Annotated in this window: 17 protein-coding genes and 5 pseudogenes; 8 read left to right on the top strand and 14 right to left on the bottom strand. The window is 67.7% G+C overall.

The genetic code is table 11. The features are described from left to right. Positions 1 to 63: 63 nt before the first annotated feature. Complete coding sequence (locus IEJ02_RS26970) at positions 64 to 594, bottom strand: flavin reductase family protein (protein WP_191067228.1); 531 nt, start codon at positions 592 to 594, stop codon at positions 64 to 66. A gap of 122 nt (positions 595 to 716) precedes the next feature. Between IEJ02_RS26970 and IEJ02_RS26965 the strand changes: the two genes are divergently transcribed. Both IEJ02_RS26965 and IEJ02_RS26960 read left to right on the top strand, forming a co-directional pair. Next, a complete protein-coding gene (locus IEJ02_RS26965; RefSeq protein ID WP_191067227.1) occupies positions 717 to 1,478 on the top strand; it encodes a FadR/GntR family transcriptional regulator in 762 nt (253 codons plus the stop codon). Between the two features lie 178 nt (positions 1,479 to 1,656). Further along, positions 1,657 to 2,166: a pyridoxamine 5'-phosphate oxidase family protein gene (locus IEJ02_RS26960; RefSeq protein ID WP_191067226.1), complete on the top strand. Its 510-nt coding sequence runs from the start codon at positions 1,657 to 1,659 to the stop codon at positions 2,164 to 2,166. 160 nt (positions 2,167 to 2,326) lie between these two features. On the opposite strand, the gene IEJ02_RS50850 is transcribed toward IEJ02_RS26960, so the two are convergent. After that, positions 2,327 to 2,536, bottom strand: a complete 210-nt coding sequence (locus IEJ02_RS50850; RefSeq protein ID WP_369075655.1) for an FCD domain-containing protein — start codon at positions 2,534 to 2,536, stop codon at positions 2,327 to 2,329. On the opposite strand from IEJ02_RS50850, the gene IEJ02_RS49990 reads away from it, so the two are divergent. Further along, positions 2,531 to 2,707 carry a hypothetical protein gene (locus IEJ02_RS49990; RefSeq protein WP_263407984.1) on the top strand — a complete coding sequence of 59 codons (177 nt, stop codon included), beginning with the start codon at positions 2,531 to 2,533 and terminating at the stop codon, positions 2,705 to 2,707. The genes IEJ02_RS50850 and IEJ02_RS49990 overlap by 6 nt on opposite strands. On the opposite strand, the pseudogene IEJ02_RS50845 reads toward IEJ02_RS49990, so the two are convergent. Both IEJ02_RS50845 and IEJ02_RS49985 read right to left on the bottom strand, forming a co-directional pair. Beyond that, positions 2,665 to 2,811, bottom strand: a pseudogene (locus IEJ02_RS50845) (FCD domain-containing protein); the annotation flags it as partial. The gene IEJ02_RS49990 and the pseudogene IEJ02_RS50845 sit on opposite strands and share 43 nt — an antisense overlap. A 30-nt stretch (positions 2,812 to 2,841) precedes the next feature. After that, positions 2,842 to 3,093 (bottom strand): annotated as a pseudogene (locus tag IEJ02_RS49985) (hypothetical protein); the annotation flags it as partial. Between IEJ02_RS49985 and IEJ02_RS26950 the strand changes: the two are divergent. From IEJ02_RS26950 to IEJ02_RS51135, 3 genes and pseudogenes are all read left to right on the top strand, one after another. Next, positions 3,044 to 3,298 (top strand): annotated as a pseudogene (locus tag IEJ02_RS26950) (transposase); the annotation flags it as partial. The pseudogenes IEJ02_RS49985 and IEJ02_RS26950 overlap by 50 nt on opposite strands. Before the next feature lie 415 nt (positions 3,299 to 3,713). Next, positions 3,714 to 4,085 (top strand): hypothetical protein, encoded by a 372-nt coding sequence (locus IEJ02_RS26945; RefSeq protein WP_191067225.1) that lies wholly within the window; start codon positions 3,714 to 3,716, stop codon positions 4,083 to 4,085. A 53-nt stretch (positions 4,086 to 4,138) separates the two neighbouring features. Then, a pseudogene (locus IEJ02_RS51135) lies at positions 4,139 to 4,251 on the top strand (integrase); the annotation flags it as partial. 916 nt (positions 4,252 to 5,167) lie between these two features. Here the strand turns inward: IEJ02_RS51135 and IEJ02_RS26935 are convergent. The 4 genes from IEJ02_RS26935 to IEJ02_RS26920 all read right to left on the bottom strand — a co-directional run bounded on the left by IEJ02_RS26935 (position 5,168) and on the right by IEJ02_RS26920 (position 9,624). Continuing rightward, positions 5,168 to 6,004, bottom strand: coding sequence for a carbohydrate ABC transporter permease (locus IEJ02_RS26935; protein WP_044580275.1), 837 nt, complete (start codon positions 6,002 to 6,004; stop codon positions 5,168 to 5,170). After that, entirely contained in the window at positions 6,001 to 6,990 is a 990-nt protein-coding gene (locus IEJ02_RS26930; RefSeq protein ID WP_191067223.1) for a carbohydrate ABC transporter permease, read from the bottom strand. The genes IEJ02_RS26935 and IEJ02_RS26930 overlap by 4 nt, the downstream gene beginning before the upstream one ends. Positions 6,991 to 6,992: 2 nt before the next feature. Beyond that, positions 6,993 to 8,294 (bottom strand): ABC transporter substrate-binding protein, encoded by a 1,302-nt coding sequence (locus IEJ02_RS26925; protein WP_191067222.1) that lies wholly within the window; start codon positions 8,292 to 8,294, stop codon positions 6,993 to 6,995. A gap of 85 nt (positions 8,295 to 8,379) precedes the next feature. After that, positions 8,380 to 9,624, bottom strand: a complete 1,245-nt coding sequence (locus IEJ02_RS26920) for an aminotransferase class V-fold PLP-dependent enzyme (RefSeq protein WP_191067221.1) — start codon at positions 9,622 to 9,624, stop codon at positions 8,380 to 8,382. A 240-nt stretch (positions 9,625 to 9,864) separates the two neighbouring features. On the opposite strand from IEJ02_RS26920, the gene IEJ02_RS26915 reads away from it, so the two are divergent. After that, positions 9,865 to 10,563 carry a FadR/GntR family transcriptional regulator gene (locus tag IEJ02_RS26915; protein WP_191067220.1) on the top strand — a complete coding sequence of 233 codons (699 nt, stop codon included), beginning with the start codon at positions 9,865 to 9,867 and terminating at the stop codon, positions 10,561 to 10,563. On the opposite strand, the gene IEJ02_RS26910 is transcribed toward IEJ02_RS26915, so the two are convergent. From IEJ02_RS26910 to IEJ02_RS48885, 4 genes are all read right to left on the bottom strand, one after another. Next, positions 10,529 to 11,257 carry an integrase core domain-containing protein gene (locus IEJ02_RS26910; RefSeq protein WP_223864470.1) on the bottom strand — a complete coding sequence of 243 codons (729 nt, stop codon included), beginning with the start codon at positions 11,255 to 11,257 and terminating at the stop codon, positions 10,529 to 10,531. The genes IEJ02_RS26915 and IEJ02_RS26910 overlap by 35 nt on opposite strands. Before the next feature lie 189 nt (positions 11,258 to 11,446). Beyond that, entirely contained in the window at positions 11,447 to 11,608 is a 162-nt protein-coding gene (locus IEJ02_RS26905; RefSeq protein ID WP_191067219.1) for a hypothetical protein, read from the bottom strand. A 142-nt stretch (positions 11,609 to 11,750) separates the two neighbouring features. Next, the gene (locus IEJ02_RS26900) at positions 11,751 to 12,356 is read right to left on the bottom strand and encodes a dihydrofolate reductase family protein (RefSeq protein ID WP_191067218.1); all 606 of its coding nucleotides are present in this window, start codon (positions 12,354 to 12,356) and stop codon (positions 11,751 to 11,753) included. Positions 12,357 to 12,367: 11 nt separating this feature from the next. After that, complete coding sequence (locus IEJ02_RS48885; protein ID WP_223864469.1) at positions 12,368 to 12,619, bottom strand: hypothetical protein; 252 nt, start codon at positions 12,617 to 12,619, stop codon at positions 12,368 to 12,370. A gap of 249 nt (positions 12,620 to 12,868) precedes the next feature. Here IEJ02_RS48885 and IEJ02_RS26890 point away from each other — a divergent pair, with 249 nt between their 5' ends. Then, entirely contained in the window at positions 12,869 to 13,285 is a 417-nt protein-coding gene (locus tag IEJ02_RS26890) for a VOC family protein (RefSeq protein WP_191067217.1), read from the top strand. On the opposite strand, the pseudogene IEJ02_RS26885 reads toward IEJ02_RS26890, so the two are convergent. Continuing rightward, positions 13,282 to 14,023, bottom strand: a pseudogene (locus tag IEJ02_RS26885) (transposase). The gene IEJ02_RS26890 and the pseudogene IEJ02_RS26885 overlap by 4 nt on opposite strands. Before the next feature lie 667 nt (positions 14,024 to 14,690). Continuing rightward, complete coding sequence (locus tag IEJ02_RS26880) at positions 14,691 to 15,596, bottom strand: LysR family transcriptional regulator (protein WP_191067216.1); 906 nt, start codon at positions 15,594 to 15,596, stop codon at positions 14,691 to 14,693. Between the last annotated feature and the right edge of the window lie 87 nt (positions 15,597 to 15,683).

The raw sequence follows: 15,683 nt of genomic DNA, 5'->3' as shown, positions 1-15,683 counted from the left end.
TTTCTGTCGGTCTGCCTGCGGTCGGAGAGCTGGAGGTCTGGGTGCGTGGGGAGCGGGCAGGAGTCAGCGCGCACAGGCGGCGACTTGCTCCCGGACGGTGTGCTGAGGGCGGCTCGCGTAGGCGGAATGCGTTCCGAAGGTGCGGTAGCCGTAGACCAGGGGAGGGGCCGGTGTCGTACGTGCGTGGGTGACGGTGCCGAGCAGCAACAGATGGTCACCGCCGTCCACTGTGCGCGTCAGCTCGCACACCAGCCATCCCGGGGCGGTCTCCAGGCACGGCAGACCGTGGTCGAAATGCCAGTCCACTTCCGCGAACCGGTCGGCGCCACGGCGTGCGAAGCGCAGGGCGAGGTCGTCCTGGGCCTGGCTGAGGACGTTGACGCCGAAGCGTCCAGTCGCGGTGATGCGAGACAGGACTCCGGACCTGCGGTCGAGTGACACGGTGACCATGGGAGGACGCAGTGACAGCGACGCGAACGAGCTGACCGTCGTGCCGTGCGGAAGTCCCTCCGCCGTGGCGGTGACGATCGTGACCGGGGCGCAGACGCCGGCCATGAGCTCTCGGAATACCTGCTCACCACAGACGGGGACCATGGGGATCTCCATTCGTTATGATGATTATGGTGATATTGCGCCTGCGTTTCGATCGGCGTCAAGAGATGCGAAAATATTCATCATGATGATTTGGCGAGTCGGGTCGTGGAGGAGCTGTGGCGGTGCGGCGTGAGGACGGATGGCATGGCGGATTCGCCGAGCGAGGCGCGGACCCTCCGGCGCTGCGCCGCTCCGACTGGGGCCAGGTCGGTGGCAGGTCGCGAGCGGAGGAGGCGGTCGACGTCGTTGCGGCACTCGCCGCCCGCGTGGCGCCGGGCACGCGGCTGGGGACCAAGGACGAGTTGCGGGCCCGGTGCGGGGTGTCGGTGGGCACCTTCAACGAGACGCTCCGGCTGCTCCAGGCGAGGGGAGTGGTCACCGTGCAGCGAGGTCCAGGCGGCGGCCTGTTCGCGGCGGAGCAGACGCCGATGACGCGGCTCGCCCACTCGGTCCTGGCGCTCGACGCGGCCCAGGCGGACGTTGCCGAGGCACTGCGGATTCGGGACGCCCTGGAGCCCCTGCTGTGGCAGGACGCGCTGTGGCATGCGTCGCCGGCCGACGTCAAGGACTTGCGCGACCTCCTCACGGCCATGGAGAGCGCCGCGGAGTCGGCCGATGCCGACGCGTTCGTGCGGGCCAACTGGCGCTTGCACGCCAGAGTCGCGGACATCACCCCGAGCATGCTTCTGCGGTCGCTGTACGTGAGTCTGCTCGACCTGGTCGAGCGGCACGCCCTCGGGGTCGGCTCCGAGGGCGCCGTCCCCCTCGCCGAGCACATCCGAGACCGGTGCGAGCTGCATGCCGCGCTCATCGATGCCCTCGACAGGCGTGATCAGGAGGCCGTCGCGCGACTCGTGGCGGAGCACGGCACGGCAGGCACATGAACGTGGAGTGGGCTGAGGAGCATCGCTTTTGGTCAAGAGAACTCCTTAAGGTGTCTTGCATGCGAGGACTATGGTCCTGTTATATCGGTCAGGTGGCCAGAGGGAGTGGCCGTTCCCGTCGTTTGGAGGCGTTGTGGCCCGCAAGGAACCGAGGCTTGAGCAGGTCGAGGACTCTCTCGTGGACCTGCTGCGTACCGAGGAGATCGCGACCCTGGCCGTGCTCGATGAGCACGGGTGGCCGTCCGCATCGACGATGCACATCGCTGCGGACGGGCTGCGGGTCTACATGCACACGTTCGCGCGCACCCGTAAGCGTTTGGAGATGGTGAAGGACGAGCGGGTGAGCTACGCCGTCAGCTACCTGCCGCCGGGCGGGTACGACGAGCGCTTCGAGACTCGTTCGCTGCAGGTCAAGGGCCGCGCCGCGCTCGTCGTAGAGCCGGACGAGATCGCTCTGGCCGCCAGGCTCAGCCGGGATCAGTTCCCCTGGGCGGCGTCCTCAGGGATGTTCGAGCACGTCAAGGGCCCCGACGAGGGTCAGCAGGCCTTCTTCCGCATCGATCCCACGGAGGCGCTGTGGGCGGATCACCGAGTGGGACTGATGTGGCGCACGGTGCTCGATTTCACCCCCGATGGGACGCACGTGGCCCGTATGAGGGCGTACCGAGATCTCTTCACTCGCGATTGAGACGGTCTCGCGCCACTTACTGGCTCCAAGACGAAGAAGACAAGGAGACGCGCGCGGCCCCATCCCCTGCGGCTCATCCACGCCGACGCCGATACCAGCAAGCAGCACGACGCCTCTATACGGGCGGAAAGTGTGACGCCGGCCGCCGGGGGCTTCGCCTTCAGGAGGGCCGGTCCACCTCGGGCGGAACCGGTGAAGGAAAGCTTGCGGACCTGCCGGTCGCGGAGCATCGTCGAATCGCTGCTTGATCACAGTCTGCAGGTCGAACGTCGCGCAGGCGTCGTGTCGCACGCTCCATGTGCGCACGCATCGCCTCCTGGGCTGCCTCCGCGTCCCGGTTCTCCACCGCCTTGAGGATCGGCTCGTGCATCGCCAGCGACGTGTGTGTCTCGCCGACGTGTATGTCTCGCCTGCGGTACGGATCACCCTGGTCGCCCACGCCTGGAGCAAGGACTGGATATTGGTCAGCACACTGGTCAGGACGGTGTTCCCGCTCGCCTCCGCGAGTTGGTGGTGGAACGCGATGTCGGCGGCCACGTAAGCGTCGAAATCATCGCCGGCATCCCGCATCCGTCCCGCCAGCTCCCGCAGCCGCTCCAACTGCTCGTTGCTGCGGCGCTCCGCGGCCCATCCGGCCAACTGCACTTCAAGGTGATGGCGCTGCCCTTGCCGAGAATTCGCCACCCATGAAGAGGTTGGGTGCGCGGTGGCGCCCAGGACCCGGATCCGTCGGCCGGCGTGCTCGATGACGGCAAGCACGTACATCCGAGCCCCTGACAGGGTGACCGTTTCGTAGAAGTCACAGGCCGGCATGGCGTCGGCCTGGGAGCGCAGGAAGTTCGCCCAGGTGCTGGCGGACCGCTCGGGTGCTGGATCGATGCCAGCCTCTTGCAGGATCTCCCAGACGGTTGAAGCGGCCACTTTGATCGATGAGCTGGTGGGCCGGGCCCAGGCCGAGGGTCTGCAACTGACCGGCGAGGGCGAGCTGCTGCAGCAGCTGACCAAGCCGCTGCTTGAGTCCGCGCTGGAGGGCGAGATCACCGACCACCTCGGCTATGACAAGCACGATCCGGCCGGCAAGAACGGTGGCAACTCCCGCAACGGCAAACGCTCCAAGACCGTCCGCCACGACCGCCTTGGCGGCATCCTCCACGAATACAGACATGCCGCGTGACCCGCACGGATGAGGTATTCGGCAAGCGCAGGGCCGCCGACGAGCCGCGGGTTGTGCTGGCGTTGCAGCGTCTCGGGCCCACCGAGTTTTGGCTTCGCAACGTCGGAGACCTCCGGCAGTGGCCGTGGACGTCCTGGACCAGCGGCTCGGTCGCGCGGCCGCGGCACGTTAGCCACACGGCAGCGAACGTTAGGTGCCGGTTAGTCAGTCATTACTGCCATCAGTCAAGGTGGGAATTGAGTTCACCAGGTCAGCAGCCGTTCTGGCCAGTGCCGCGGCGGCTACCGCCATCGGCATGGGTCGGCGCAGGCGGGTGCGGCTTCGGTGGCTGCCCACAACGGATACATCCGCTTTCCGACATGATGGAGATGCTGTGAGTAACCACTTCGCTCGGCGTATCGCTTTCGGTGCGATGAGTCTGGCCGGTATTGCCAGCGCGGTCGCCCTGACCGCTCCAGCCGCCTCGGCCGCGCCGGCGGCCGACGGTAAGGTGCGTGTCTGCAACCACGCGAGTGGCTACCGTTCGTTCGTCGCCTTCACCACAAGGAAGCACACGACCGCAGTCGCTCCTGGCCACTGCTCTGCTTGGCGGCCTTCGATCAAGGTCGGCGAATTGGCGTATGTCCAGGGCCTGAAGAAGGGCGACGTTTTCCAGATGGGATCGTACAAGGTGCCCACGGGTAGCTATCAGGTGGACACCCGCGGAACCCGCGGAACCGCGACGTTCCGCATCGTCCACAAGTAATCCACTGCTCGACAGTCGGAACACCGTCCTGCCGGGTACGTACCCGGCAGGACGTGGTGCTGCGTCTGGCGAAGGAGAATCCCGGTTGGGCTACCGGAGGGTGCACGGGGAACTTCTCGTCCTGGGCGTGAAGGTCGCTGCGTCCACCGTCTGGCAGATACGACGGCCGGGAGCGCCGGTGTCCGTGCGCATCCCCTCCGTCGGCACCCGGGACAGCAGCGGCCGGAACCACAGGCCTGGCCGGGCGCCACGGTCGGCGATGCCCGCGGCCAGGCCCGCCATGTCGTCGAACAGCCCGGGCAGGCCGGTGTCCCACGGCCCTCCCGGGGCGCTTCCCCCGCCCTCCGTCCAGCCGTCGTCGACGACACAGAACGGCCGCACTGGATGGTCCCCGGCGAACTCGGCGATGGTGGCCGCGTCGCGCAGTACGGCGTCCGGGCCGAAGTCCTGGCCGTAGGCGTAGTACCAGTTGTTGCAGCCGACCACCGGCTGCGCGGGCACCAGCGGATCGGGGGACATGGCGGCGCACAGCTCCTGGAGCGCCGCGTACGGGGTGGTGTCCGCACCCGTCGCCACCCCGACCACCGTGGCGGCGGCGATCTCCCGGTCGCCCGGCAGCACAGGCAGGCCGCCGGAGCGTACGTCCAGCCACAGCGTGGTGCCGTCCTCGTCCACCGTCCAGCAGCACAGCGCCCCGGCGCGGGTCCGTACGCCTAGCCCGGCGCAGCCACCGGTCGCCGGGTCGGTGCTCAGCCAGTACCAGGGCAGGGGGCGTTCCGGCTGGACGCTGCGCCACTGCAACTCACCGTACGAGCGCTCCCACGCATCGCCGAGTACCAGGACGGGGCGGTGACCGCCGGGGTGGTGGCGCCAGCGCAGCGCCACCGTCGACAGGCCCTCCGGACCCGGCGCGGCGAGCACCAGCCGCAGGGCGCCGTATGGATCGTGTCGCGCCGTCACCTCGGCGCCGGGCACGGTCCAGCGGCCCGCCCCCGCCGGTGCGGCGGTGCGCGGGTCCCCGGACGGACCGGTGATCACATGGACGGAGTCGGGCAGCGGAACGTCGATCGCGGCCATCGGCCTCACCCCTTCACGGCGCCGGAGGTGAGCCCCTGCACGATGTGGCGGCTCGCGAAGGCGAAGAGCACCATGGTTGGCAGGATCGTGAACACGGCCGCTGCGGACATCGAGCCCCAGTCGATGTTGAAGCTGGAGATGAATCCGTTGAGGGCCGTGGGGGTCGTCTTGTTGGCGTCGCTGTTCATCAGGGTCACCGACAGGAACAGCTCGTTCCAGCAGTTGACGAAGTTGAAGATGAACGCCGCCACGATCCCCGGACGCATCACCGGGAGCAGCACCCGGAACAGCGCCGCGAACCGGGAGAGGCCGTCGATCATCGCGGCCTCCTCCAGTGCGTCGGGGATGTTCTCGAAGAAGCCGCGGAGCATCACCGTGCAGAAGGGGATACACACGGCGATGTAGACGAGGATGAGCCCGAGCCGGTTGTCGACCAGTTTCAGGTCGGTCATCAGCAGATACAGCGGGCCCAGCGCGATGAAGGCCGGGATCATCTGGGTGACCAGGGCGGCCGTCAGCAACGCGGACTTGGTGCGGAACTCGAAGCGCGCCAGCACATACGCCGACAGCATCGAGATGGCGGTGGCGACCGCGCCCGCGACGGTCGCGACGATGAGGCTGTTGGTGAGATAGGTCCCGAAGTCGGCCTTGTTGAACAGCTCACTGTAGTTCTCCAGCGAGAAGTGCTCGGGCCAGTAGGCGAGGGGGAAGGAGAAGATGTCGCCCGGCGCCTTTAGCGAGGTGATGGCGATCCAGTACAGCGGGAACACGGTGAAGGCCAGCCACAGCACCAGGAAGACGATTCGGACGGCCCGGCCGACCGCGGTCTCTTTGCCGATCACGACCTCACCTCTCGCTTCTCACGCGTGGCCAGCAGGAAGAACACCGTGAAAAGCAGCAGCCCCGCGACCACGAGGAGACCGAGCGCCGAGGCCTTGCCGTAGTCGCCCTGCTGAGTGATCTTGATCATCCAGGTGGTCACGATGTGTGTCTGGTTGTTCGGCCCGCCACCGGTCATCCCGAAGATCAGATCGGGGAAGTTGAAGATCCAGATGACCCGCAGCAGCACCGTGAGCACCAGCGTGACCCGGATATAGGGGATGGTGATCTGGAAGAGCGTGCGTGCCTTCCCGGCCCCGTCCAGCGCCGCGGCCTCGTACAGCTCGTCGGGGACCGACTGGAGCGCGGCCAGGATCATGATGGCGAAGAAGGTGACGCCGTACCAGATGTTGGCGATCAGTACGGCGATCATCGCCTTGTGCGGATCGGCCAGCCACGCCACGGGCTCGTCGATCAGCCCCGCCTTCTGGAGCAGATCGTTCACGACGCCGAACTCGCTGTTGAACATCCAGCGGAACAGGATGCCGATGAGGAACCCGGAGATCGCCCAGGGGAAGAAGATCAGCGCCTGGTAGACGCCGCGGAAGCGGAACCGGCGGCGCAGCCACAGGGCGAGCGCGAAACCGATCACGAGCTGGGGCACGATCGATCCGATGACCCAGACACCCGTATTGCCCAGCACGGTGCCCCAGTTGGGGTCGGAGAAGACACGGTGGAAGTTGTCCAGGCCCACCCAGGAGGTGTCGGTGAGATCGTTCAGATCCCAGTGGCGGAAGGCCATCTGGCTGCCCGCGATCATGGGGTAGTACGTGAACACCGCCACGAAGATCGCGGCGGGCGCCATGAAGGCGGCGATGAGCAGGCCCCGGCGGGTCGTGAACTCCCGCTTCCGGCCGCCCCGCGGCCCGTTCCGGGCCCGCGGGGCGGCTTGCTTCCGGACGGGGCGCGACGTCTTCGGCCCGGTCGTCGTTGCGGACGTGGCGGGCATCCCTACTTCTCCTGCTCCCACTTCTTGGTCCAGTACGCGTCCCAGCCCGTCAGCAGCTCCTTGGGCGACATCTTGCCGGTCACCATCTTCTGCACGTCGGCGTCGGACTTCTGCTCCCACTCGCTCCACCAGGTCACGCCGCGCGGCTGGCTGACGTTGAGATAGGTGTCGGGGTGTTGGGTCATGGTGACGTAGGACGACCATGGGCCGGTCTTGTAGAACGGGTCCTCGGTCGCCGACTTGAGGATCGGCACCAGGCTGTTCTTCTTGGTGAAGTCCGTCGACGCCTTGCCCTGGGACAGGAACTTGATCAGCTTGACGGTCTCGGCCTTGTGTTTGCTGCCCTTCGCGATGCCCCACCCGGCGGTGGCCAGCGGCTGGACGGTCTTCCCGCTGGGTCCGGCCACCAGTGGAGCGGTGTCCCACTGCTCCTTCGAGATCGACTTGGACTCGGAGACCGTGGCGATGACTTCCGGATCCTGGAGCAGGAAGGCCGTGGAGCCGTTGGAGAACGCCTCGACCATCTCCGGATAGCCCCAGGACACGGATGACTTGGGCGACGCCTTCTTGAAGAGTGTGAGGTAGGTCTTGAGGGCGTCCAGGGCCTCGGGCGCGGAGAAGATCGTGCGCCCGTTCTTCAGCTTGTAGCCGTTGGCGAGGTCGACCTTGTCGGCCACGTACGCCTCGATGATGGCGGTGGCGTTGCTGTTGGCGTTGGCCCCGCCGCGGAACGCGTAGCCGTAACGGCGCTTCGCCGGGTCGTTGATGGCGGATGCCTGCTTCAGCAGCTGGTCCCAGGAGGCCGGGGGCTTGCTGAACCCGGCGTCCTTGATCAGGTCCTTGCGGTAGAAGAGGCTCAGCCCGTAGAAGCCGTAGGGGACGAAGAAGGTACGGCCCTTGGCGTCCTCGGACGCCTTGACGGCGTTCTCCGTCATGGCATTCCAGCCCTGCCAGCCCTTGAGGTGCTTCGCCATGTCGTACAGCCAGCCGTTGTTCGACCACGGGCCGACCGTGATGTCCCGTACCTCGAGCGCGTCCACGCCGCTGCCGGACTGGAGCATCTGCTGGATCTTCTGATCGGCCTGTTCGGTGGGCGGCGAGATCAGGTTGACCTTGATCTTGGGGTTCTGCTTCTCGAAGTCGGCTATGAGCCCCTTGAGCAGATCGGTGCGGGAGGGGTTGGTCAGGCTCTCGACCATGTTGAGCGTGACCGTGCCGTTCGCGTTCGGACTCATGGCGGAACAGCCGGTCAGGACCATCGCTGCGGCGGTACCGAGGGCGAGGGCTGCCGTCCTTCTCCTCATCGTGCTGACCTCTTTCTTGGGTGCGGGCCGCGCTCGGAGCGGCTTGGGGAGTCGGGGGTGGGGAGGGGAGTACGGTGTCGCGCCGCTATGGCGCGCCGTGCCGCCCGCGAGCCGCGCGGGCCCACTCGGCGAGGACGGGGACGCAGGTCTCGGCGAAGTACTCGTAGTCGGCGGCGGTGTTGTAGACGTGGGCGGACACCCGCAAATAGCCGATGCCGCCGAAGCTGGTGAAGGCCGCCTCGACACCCAGCTCCCCGGCGACCCGGTCGCGCAGCGCGTCGGCCTCGACGCGGGTGGTGCCGAGCCCCTCGGGCAGCCGCACCAGACGCATCCCGGGGACCGGCATGCCGACGTCGACGCTGCTGTCGGCGCCGGTCAGCTCGGTGAACGCGGCACCGATGACCTGCGCGGCGTAACCGGCCAGGTGGTCCATATAGCGGCGGGCGTGCCTCCAGCCCCAGGTGTGCTCGATGAAGCCGAGCGCCGTCGGTGCCGCGAGATAGCAGGTGGCATCCACCGTGCCCTGCTGGTCGAAGCGGTCGGGGTACGGGTCCTCTGCACCCCATGAGTCGATCGGTGGGTAGAGCCGCTCACGCAGCGGACCACGGGCGACGAGCGCTGCGGTGCCCCGGGGCGCGCATCCCCACTTGTGCAGGTTTCCGACCCAGAAATCACAGGTCAGCCCCGAGAGCGGGGCGGGGAGCAGACCAGGTGCGTGCGCACCGTCCACGAGCAGCGGGATCCCGCGCCGCCGAGCCTCCGCGCCGATCCGCTCCACCGGCAGCCGGCGGGCGGTCGCCGAGGTGATCTGGTCCACCACGATGAGGTCCGTCGCCTCGGACAGTTCGGCGAACACGGCCTCGCACGCTTGCTCCTCATCTGCGTCGAGGGGTATCCGCGCGGTGCGGACCCCGCCATCCCAGCGGTCGCGCGCCAGCCGCTCGGCGCCCATGGTCACGGCGCCGTAACCGTGGTCGGTGACGACGATCTCCCCGCCGCGGCGGCGGTCGAGGGCGGCGTACACGGTGCTGATGCCCGCGCTCGCGTTCGGCACCAGGGCCAGGTCGTCGGCGGCCACCGTCAAGAAGTCGGCGATCTCGACCCTGGTGTCGGCGATCCGCTGAGGCAGCGCCGGGAACCACACCACCGGGGAGCACTCCATCTCCACCCGCAGCTGCTTCTGCCGCTCCTGTGCCACCAGGGGAACCGCGCCGAAGGAACCGTGGTTCAGGTGTCTCATGGCGGGGTCCAGCGTCCACGCCCGGTGGGCGGGACGGCCGTCGGCCAGCAACAGGGGGCGTGGCGCCGCGATGACATCGGTCTCGCTCACATGAGTCCCGATCTGCCGGGGTCCGGGTGTTCCGAGGGGCGCCAGAAACGAGAGAGATCTGATCGCAACCGGAACACGTATGATGACTCGGCATCCTGCATGACGGATTCCCTGCAATCAAGGGGGATGGCAGCGTGGATCATCAGATGACTTCCGATCGATACCTCTGAGATATCTGATGAATCGGTACAGTGCGACGAAGGGCGCGGGACCGCGCCCCGCCCGTTCGGGAGGAATCGGATGTCCGCAGTCGACAAGGCGTTCCACGGCCTACGCCACATGATCGCCACTGGGCGCCTCAGCGCCGGAGGGCGCATTCCGCCCGAGGGCGAGCTGTGCGAGGAACTCGGCGTGTCCCGGGGGTCGTTGCGCGAGGCCGTACGGATGCTCGCGGCCCTGGGGGTGGTCGAGCCGCGGCACGGCTCCGGTACTTATGTCTCCCAGCTCAGGCCGGAGGACATCATAGGTAGCCTGTCGCTCACCCTGGAACTGCTGCCGCTCTCCGGTCTGCTGGAGGTGTACGAGATCCGGCGTGTCCTGGAGTCCCACGTCGCGGCGCAGGCTGCGGCCCGCAGCACCCCGGAGACGGTGCGGGAACTCTTCGCGCTCATCGAGGCCATGGACGCCACCGACGACCCCACCGAGGCATCGGACCTCGACCACCGCTTCCATGCCGAGATCGCCACCGCGGCCGGAAACCCCGCCCTCGGCTCCCTGCTCTCGGTCTTCCGCGCCCGCTCCCGCAAGTACCAGATTTTCACCCTCCCCGAGGGCGAGCAGATGCGGCGCAAGAGCGACGAGGATCACCGCGTGCTGGCCACCGCGATCGCCGACCGCGATCCGCGCGCCGCCGCCGGAGCGGCCGAGGCCCATGTCGCCCAGACGGAGCGATGGCTGCGCGCCTTCATGCCGCCCATGGAGGAGGACTCCCCGGCCTGACGCGTTGCGTTGCGTTGTCTAGGAATCGATGCGGTCGGTGTCTGTTGTAGTGCTCCGCGTGCTCGCTGACGACAAGGCGCGGGTGGCGCCCTCCGGTGATCAGGACGCGGCCGGTTGCCTCGCGTCGGCATGACGCGATCCAGCGTTCCGCGATGGCGTTCATTCGGGGCACCTGGGGTGGTGTCGGAATGACGTGCACGCCGATCGCCTGGAAGACGGCGTCGAAGCTGTCGGTGAAGTAGGCGCCGCGGTCCCGGATGAGGAGGCTGATCGACTCTGCGCGGTCACCGAGGTCCATGAGGTAGTTCCGTGCTTGCTGGGTGATCCCGGGGCCGGTCGGGTGCCGGGTGATGCCGGCGATGTGCACGCGGCGGGTGCCGTGGTCGATGAAGAACAGCACGAACCAGCGCCGCAGGAAGACCGTGTCGATGTGGAAGAGGTCGGTGGCCACGATGGCGGAGGCCTGGGCTTTGAGGAAGGCGGGCCAGGACTGGTTGGTGCGCTGGAGTGCGGGGTCGATCCCGGCCTTCTGCAAGATCTCCCAGACGGTCGAGGCGCCGAGTTTGCGTCCCAGGCCGAGCAGTTCGCCGTGGATCCGTTGATATCCCCACCCCCGGGTTCTCCCGCGCGAGGCGCAGGACCAGCTGCCGCAGTGCTTCCGGCGTCGGTGGTCGGCCCGGACGGCGGTGTGCATAGGCCCACTTCCGGGCCACGAGGCGTGGGTGCCGGCGCGGGACAGACCGTGGAGTGACCAGCAACGCCAGCCGTGCACGCTGCTGCTTGTTCACCATCCGGAGCAGCGCTGCCATGACAGCCCGATCGATCCAGGAAAGTTGAGGTCGTGGCTGGGTGCGTTGGGCGACACCGAGCTGGTGCCGGAGCATCAAGATCTCGACGTCTTTGCCGCACTCGACCGGGCCGGCAGCGCAAGCCGTCGGAAGAGCTGACACGCGAGCTGACAGATCAGGCGTATCGCCACGACCTCGTTGACGACCGGGGCGCACATCTCGTCGTCGAGGGTGTCCTCAGCGTCGATGGGCGGCATGCCGGCCATCATGCCGACACCCTCACGCGGCCACGACCTGGATCGGGCGTCCTGACGTTGGCCGTTCGCCCCCCTATCAGGTCTTGCTCCGCGCCCGCCGGCGCCGGCCTGGCGGCTGTCCAGACCGGCGGACGGGGCGAGGTCACGCGGGGACGCCGAGCGGCGGGTGCTCGAGCACGCGGGGCTTGTACTCGACCAGCTGGATGCGGCCGTCGAAGGTGCGGTGCTCGATCATCTCGAGGGCAACGTCCGGATAGCCGTCGTAGATGCGTTCTTCGCCCGTGGCCCCGGTGATCACCGGGAACATCACGACCCGGAAGCGGTCGACGAGTCCGGCTCGTAGCAGGGACCGGCACAGACTGAGGCTGCCGATCGTGCTGAGGAGTCCCGAGCCACTCGACTTCATGGCGCGGACCGCCTCGACGGCGTCGTCGCGGACGAGCGTGGAGTTGGCCCACTTCAGTGGCTCCTCGAGTGAGGAGGAGAACACCACCTTGGACGCTTGCGTGAGCTCGTCGACGGACGCCTCTTCCTCGGGCCTGAACTCGTCTTGGCCATTGGGGACCTCGCCTGCGGCGAAGCCGGACATCAGGCGGTAGGTGTTCGCTCCCATCAGGTAGGTGGCCCCGGGCTGCTCGCCGAGCCATGCGAGGTACTCCGGGCCCTCGAGGCCCCAGAACCCGGGCCATCCCTCTCCCGATGCGTGGCCGTCGAGGGAGGTGATGAAGTCGACGAGAAGCTCCGACATGGCGGTGTCCTTCACGGCCACCGCTCGATGTCGATCGTCGGATCGCATGCGATCCAGCCCTGGCGCTGCCACCAGCCAATTGCCTTGCGCGCGATGGGCAGCTCCCGGTAGATGGTGTGGGCGTCCATCTCGTCCGCGCGGGCTGCCGCGAGTTCGGCCAGCGCCTCCGGCAGTGCCGGATCGTCGATGACCGTGATGGGGACGGGAGGCGACTTCGTGCTGCGGCGGTCCGGTCCGGTCGGTGCTCGCTCGCCGGCGAACATCCATCCCACGTCGTCAGCGAGATCCGGTGGATCCGGGCGGAGGACTTCGCGATGCCCGCGCCGGTCGGATACCGCTCGACCGCCGCAGTGTATGTGGGCCGGAGGGGCGGAGGGCCTGTGTGTGGTTCTGATCAGCGGGTTGATTGCCTAGATGATCGATGCCAAGGGGTGGTGGTCGTAGCGATTCCGGACCGGAGGGGTGGCGCGGCCCCATAGGCTGAGCCCCCGTCCGCACTGTCTGGGGGAGTAATGACCAGTAGGTTCACCGAGTTGGTTGTCGACTGCCACGATCCGGAGCGGCTCGCGGCCTTCTGGTGCGCGGTCCTGGGCTTCAAGGTGATCGACCGGAGCGAGGGCAAGGTCGAGATCGGTTCCTGGGAGCCGACCGTCGAGGAGGTCCGGGCCCGCCAGATGCCGCCTACCCTGCTCTTTACCCAGGTGCCCGAGGGCAAGACCGTGAAGAACCGGCTCCACCTGGACGTCAGCCCGATCGACGGCAGTACGGACGACGAGGTGGCCAGGCTGGTTGGCCTTGGCGCGGCCAAGGTGGACGTGGGCCAGGGCCCTGGCCGGAGCTGGGTGGTCATGGCCGATCCCGAGGGCAACGAGTTCGACGTCGTGCGCTCCCTGGCACCGTCCAATGAGATGATCACTTCCAAGGGTTAGTGGTCGGAGGCGGTCAGTGAGCGCAGGACGGGCTGTCCGTTCTGGTCCGTTGTGCCAGATGGCGGTGGTCAGGGTGAGGATGTGCTGCATGATGCGGTGGTGCTCGAAGTCGCGGCGGAAGTAGTTCTTGTCGCCGATCAAGGTCTGTCCGGGCCGGGTGACAAGGAGTTCCGGTTCGGCGTCGAGCAGGTCCAGCAGCGTCTCGCGCTCGTCGGTTTTCGCTCCGGTCAGGGCGAAGGCGACGGGCAGTCCCTGGAGGGTGCACACCAGGTGCAGGCGCAGGCCCCCAAAGAAGCGGCTGTGGCTGGCGCAGTAGCCGTACTGGGCCCATCCGGCCAGCTCGGAGCGTTTGACGGTCTCGCGGGAGCGGCCGCATTCCACGGGCGTGGAGTCCACGATCCATACGTCGTCGCTCCGCACGGTTGTGTCGGTGGCCGGCAGCCGGGTGATTCGGCGGAGTAGATCGGTGGCCTTGCGCAGGCGCTTGTTGTAGCCGGGCTGCTGGGGCAGGTACAGGAACAGATGCCGCAGGTGAGCGCGGGCGTGGCGGAGCCACTTGGCCTCGGAGGTGAACCCGAGCATGGCCTGCATCACCGCGAGGGTGACCAGCTCGGCGTCGGTGAGTTCGGGGGTGATCCCGACCGCCGGTCGCCATGGCGCGAGATGCGGCGATGCCTTCAGCAGGTCGTCGGTTTTCACGTACAGTGCGGTGGCGAGGGAGCCCAGGTCTGGCGTCACAACCGCACTTTGGGCTCGCTCACCTCATGCGCGCAGCCGATCCCTTGGAATCGATCATCTAGTTCTCCGGGATGACCGCCCTGATCTTGCGTTTCCGTTCGACACAAGCTGCGCGGGAGCTCCTGCGGAGGGGTGGGAACCGCGCCGGTCCGGTGAGTGATGACCCGTAGGGAAGCCCACGAAACGCCGCGATCCGGCCCTGGCGGAGGCCACGCACCAGACCGCAGCGGGTGGCCGTGAAAGGCGCGTGTCCGGCGCGCTCGGTCATGCCCGTGCTTCGAAGACAAGGTTGGCGCCGCGGGTGTCGTCCAAGCGCGGCCTCGGAGTGCTGCGGCGCAGCACGGCTACCTCATGGCGGAGCACGAGTTGCTCGACGTCCTTGGATGCGGAGGAACGGCCGAGTAGCACGAACCAGCTGAGTAGCCGAGTGGCGAGCAGGTAGAGCAGGCGCGAGAACACGGACTACGATCCTGCCCGATCAATGACGCTCCATCGATCTTTGCTGGTCAAGAGGCTTGGCCCTCATTATGGAACCCCACACGCCATTCCCGGCATCGAGCGCACGACGACGGCCCTGGCCATGCGCGAACTGGTGCCGCACCGCCTCACCCCGCTGCTCCTTCGCCGAGCCGAGCGCAGGTAGAGCCGCGTCGCCGCCGGGGATCGTCTACCTGGGCAGGTCATCACCGATCTGTTCGATCAGGTGCGCGAGGAAGGCCCGCACCGCCGCGGGCAGCGCGCGCCGCGCCATCGACTGGATCTGCATGCTCCGGCGGCTCAGCTCCGGATTGCGGATGGGAACGATCGCCAGATGGTCGGCGCCGAGCCGCCGCACCGTCAGCGGACCGACCAGGGTGACCCCACCGCGTAGCTGCGCGAAACTCTGCAGCGCACCGGAGTAGTTGCTGACGAGCGCGGGTTCGAAGTTCAGCCCTTCCAGCGCGACGCAGACGTCGAACAGCTGCCGGATCGTGGTCCCCTCGTCCATCAGCGCGAGCGGGTACTCCAGCAGGTCCGCGAGCTCGACGTGCTCCCGGTGCGCCAGCGGGTGATCGTCGGGCATCAGCGCGTAGATCGGCTGCTGCTGCGAATACTCGACCTTGATTCCCCCTTCCGGCCCGAGGCTATACGTGACAGCCAGGTCCGCCGTGCCGTCTATCACCTGTCGCGTGGCCGCCGCCGGACCCGTGACATTCATCCGGAACCGCACCCCCGGATACTCTTCCCGAAATGCGGTGATAGCCGCCGGCAGGAAATCGCGCGCGAAACCCTCGCAGCTCGCGAGTTTGACGGTACTGCGGTGCAGGGCTTCGATGCCGTGCACATCGGCGAGCACCTGATCGGCCTCGAGCGCACTGCGCCGGACGTAGGCGGCGAGAATCTCGCCCGCCTCCGACAGCACCATCCCCCGGGGCCGTCGCTCGAACAGCGGCGCCCCGACGTCCTGCTCCAGCTTCGCGATCTGCCGGCTGATCGCCGACGTGGCCACGTGCAGGCGCTCCGAGGCCTCGCTGATCGAACCGGTGCGCGCGACCTCGAGGAAGTAGCGCAGCGACGTGGGCAGGAGAGGCATTCTGAGAATGTACTGCAGCGCGGAGCGGGGCCGTCGAGGGCGGTGACGGGGATGCGACCGACCGTTGCCGTTGCCGCCAGGGCAATA

It is taken from the genome of Streptomyces sp. 5-10, from assembly GCF_014712245.1.
Lineage (GTDB): Bacteria > Actinomycetota > Actinomycetes > Streptomycetales > Streptomycetaceae > Streptomyces > Streptomyces violaceusniger.
This window is presented reverse-complemented; position numbering and strand designations above follow the sequence as displayed.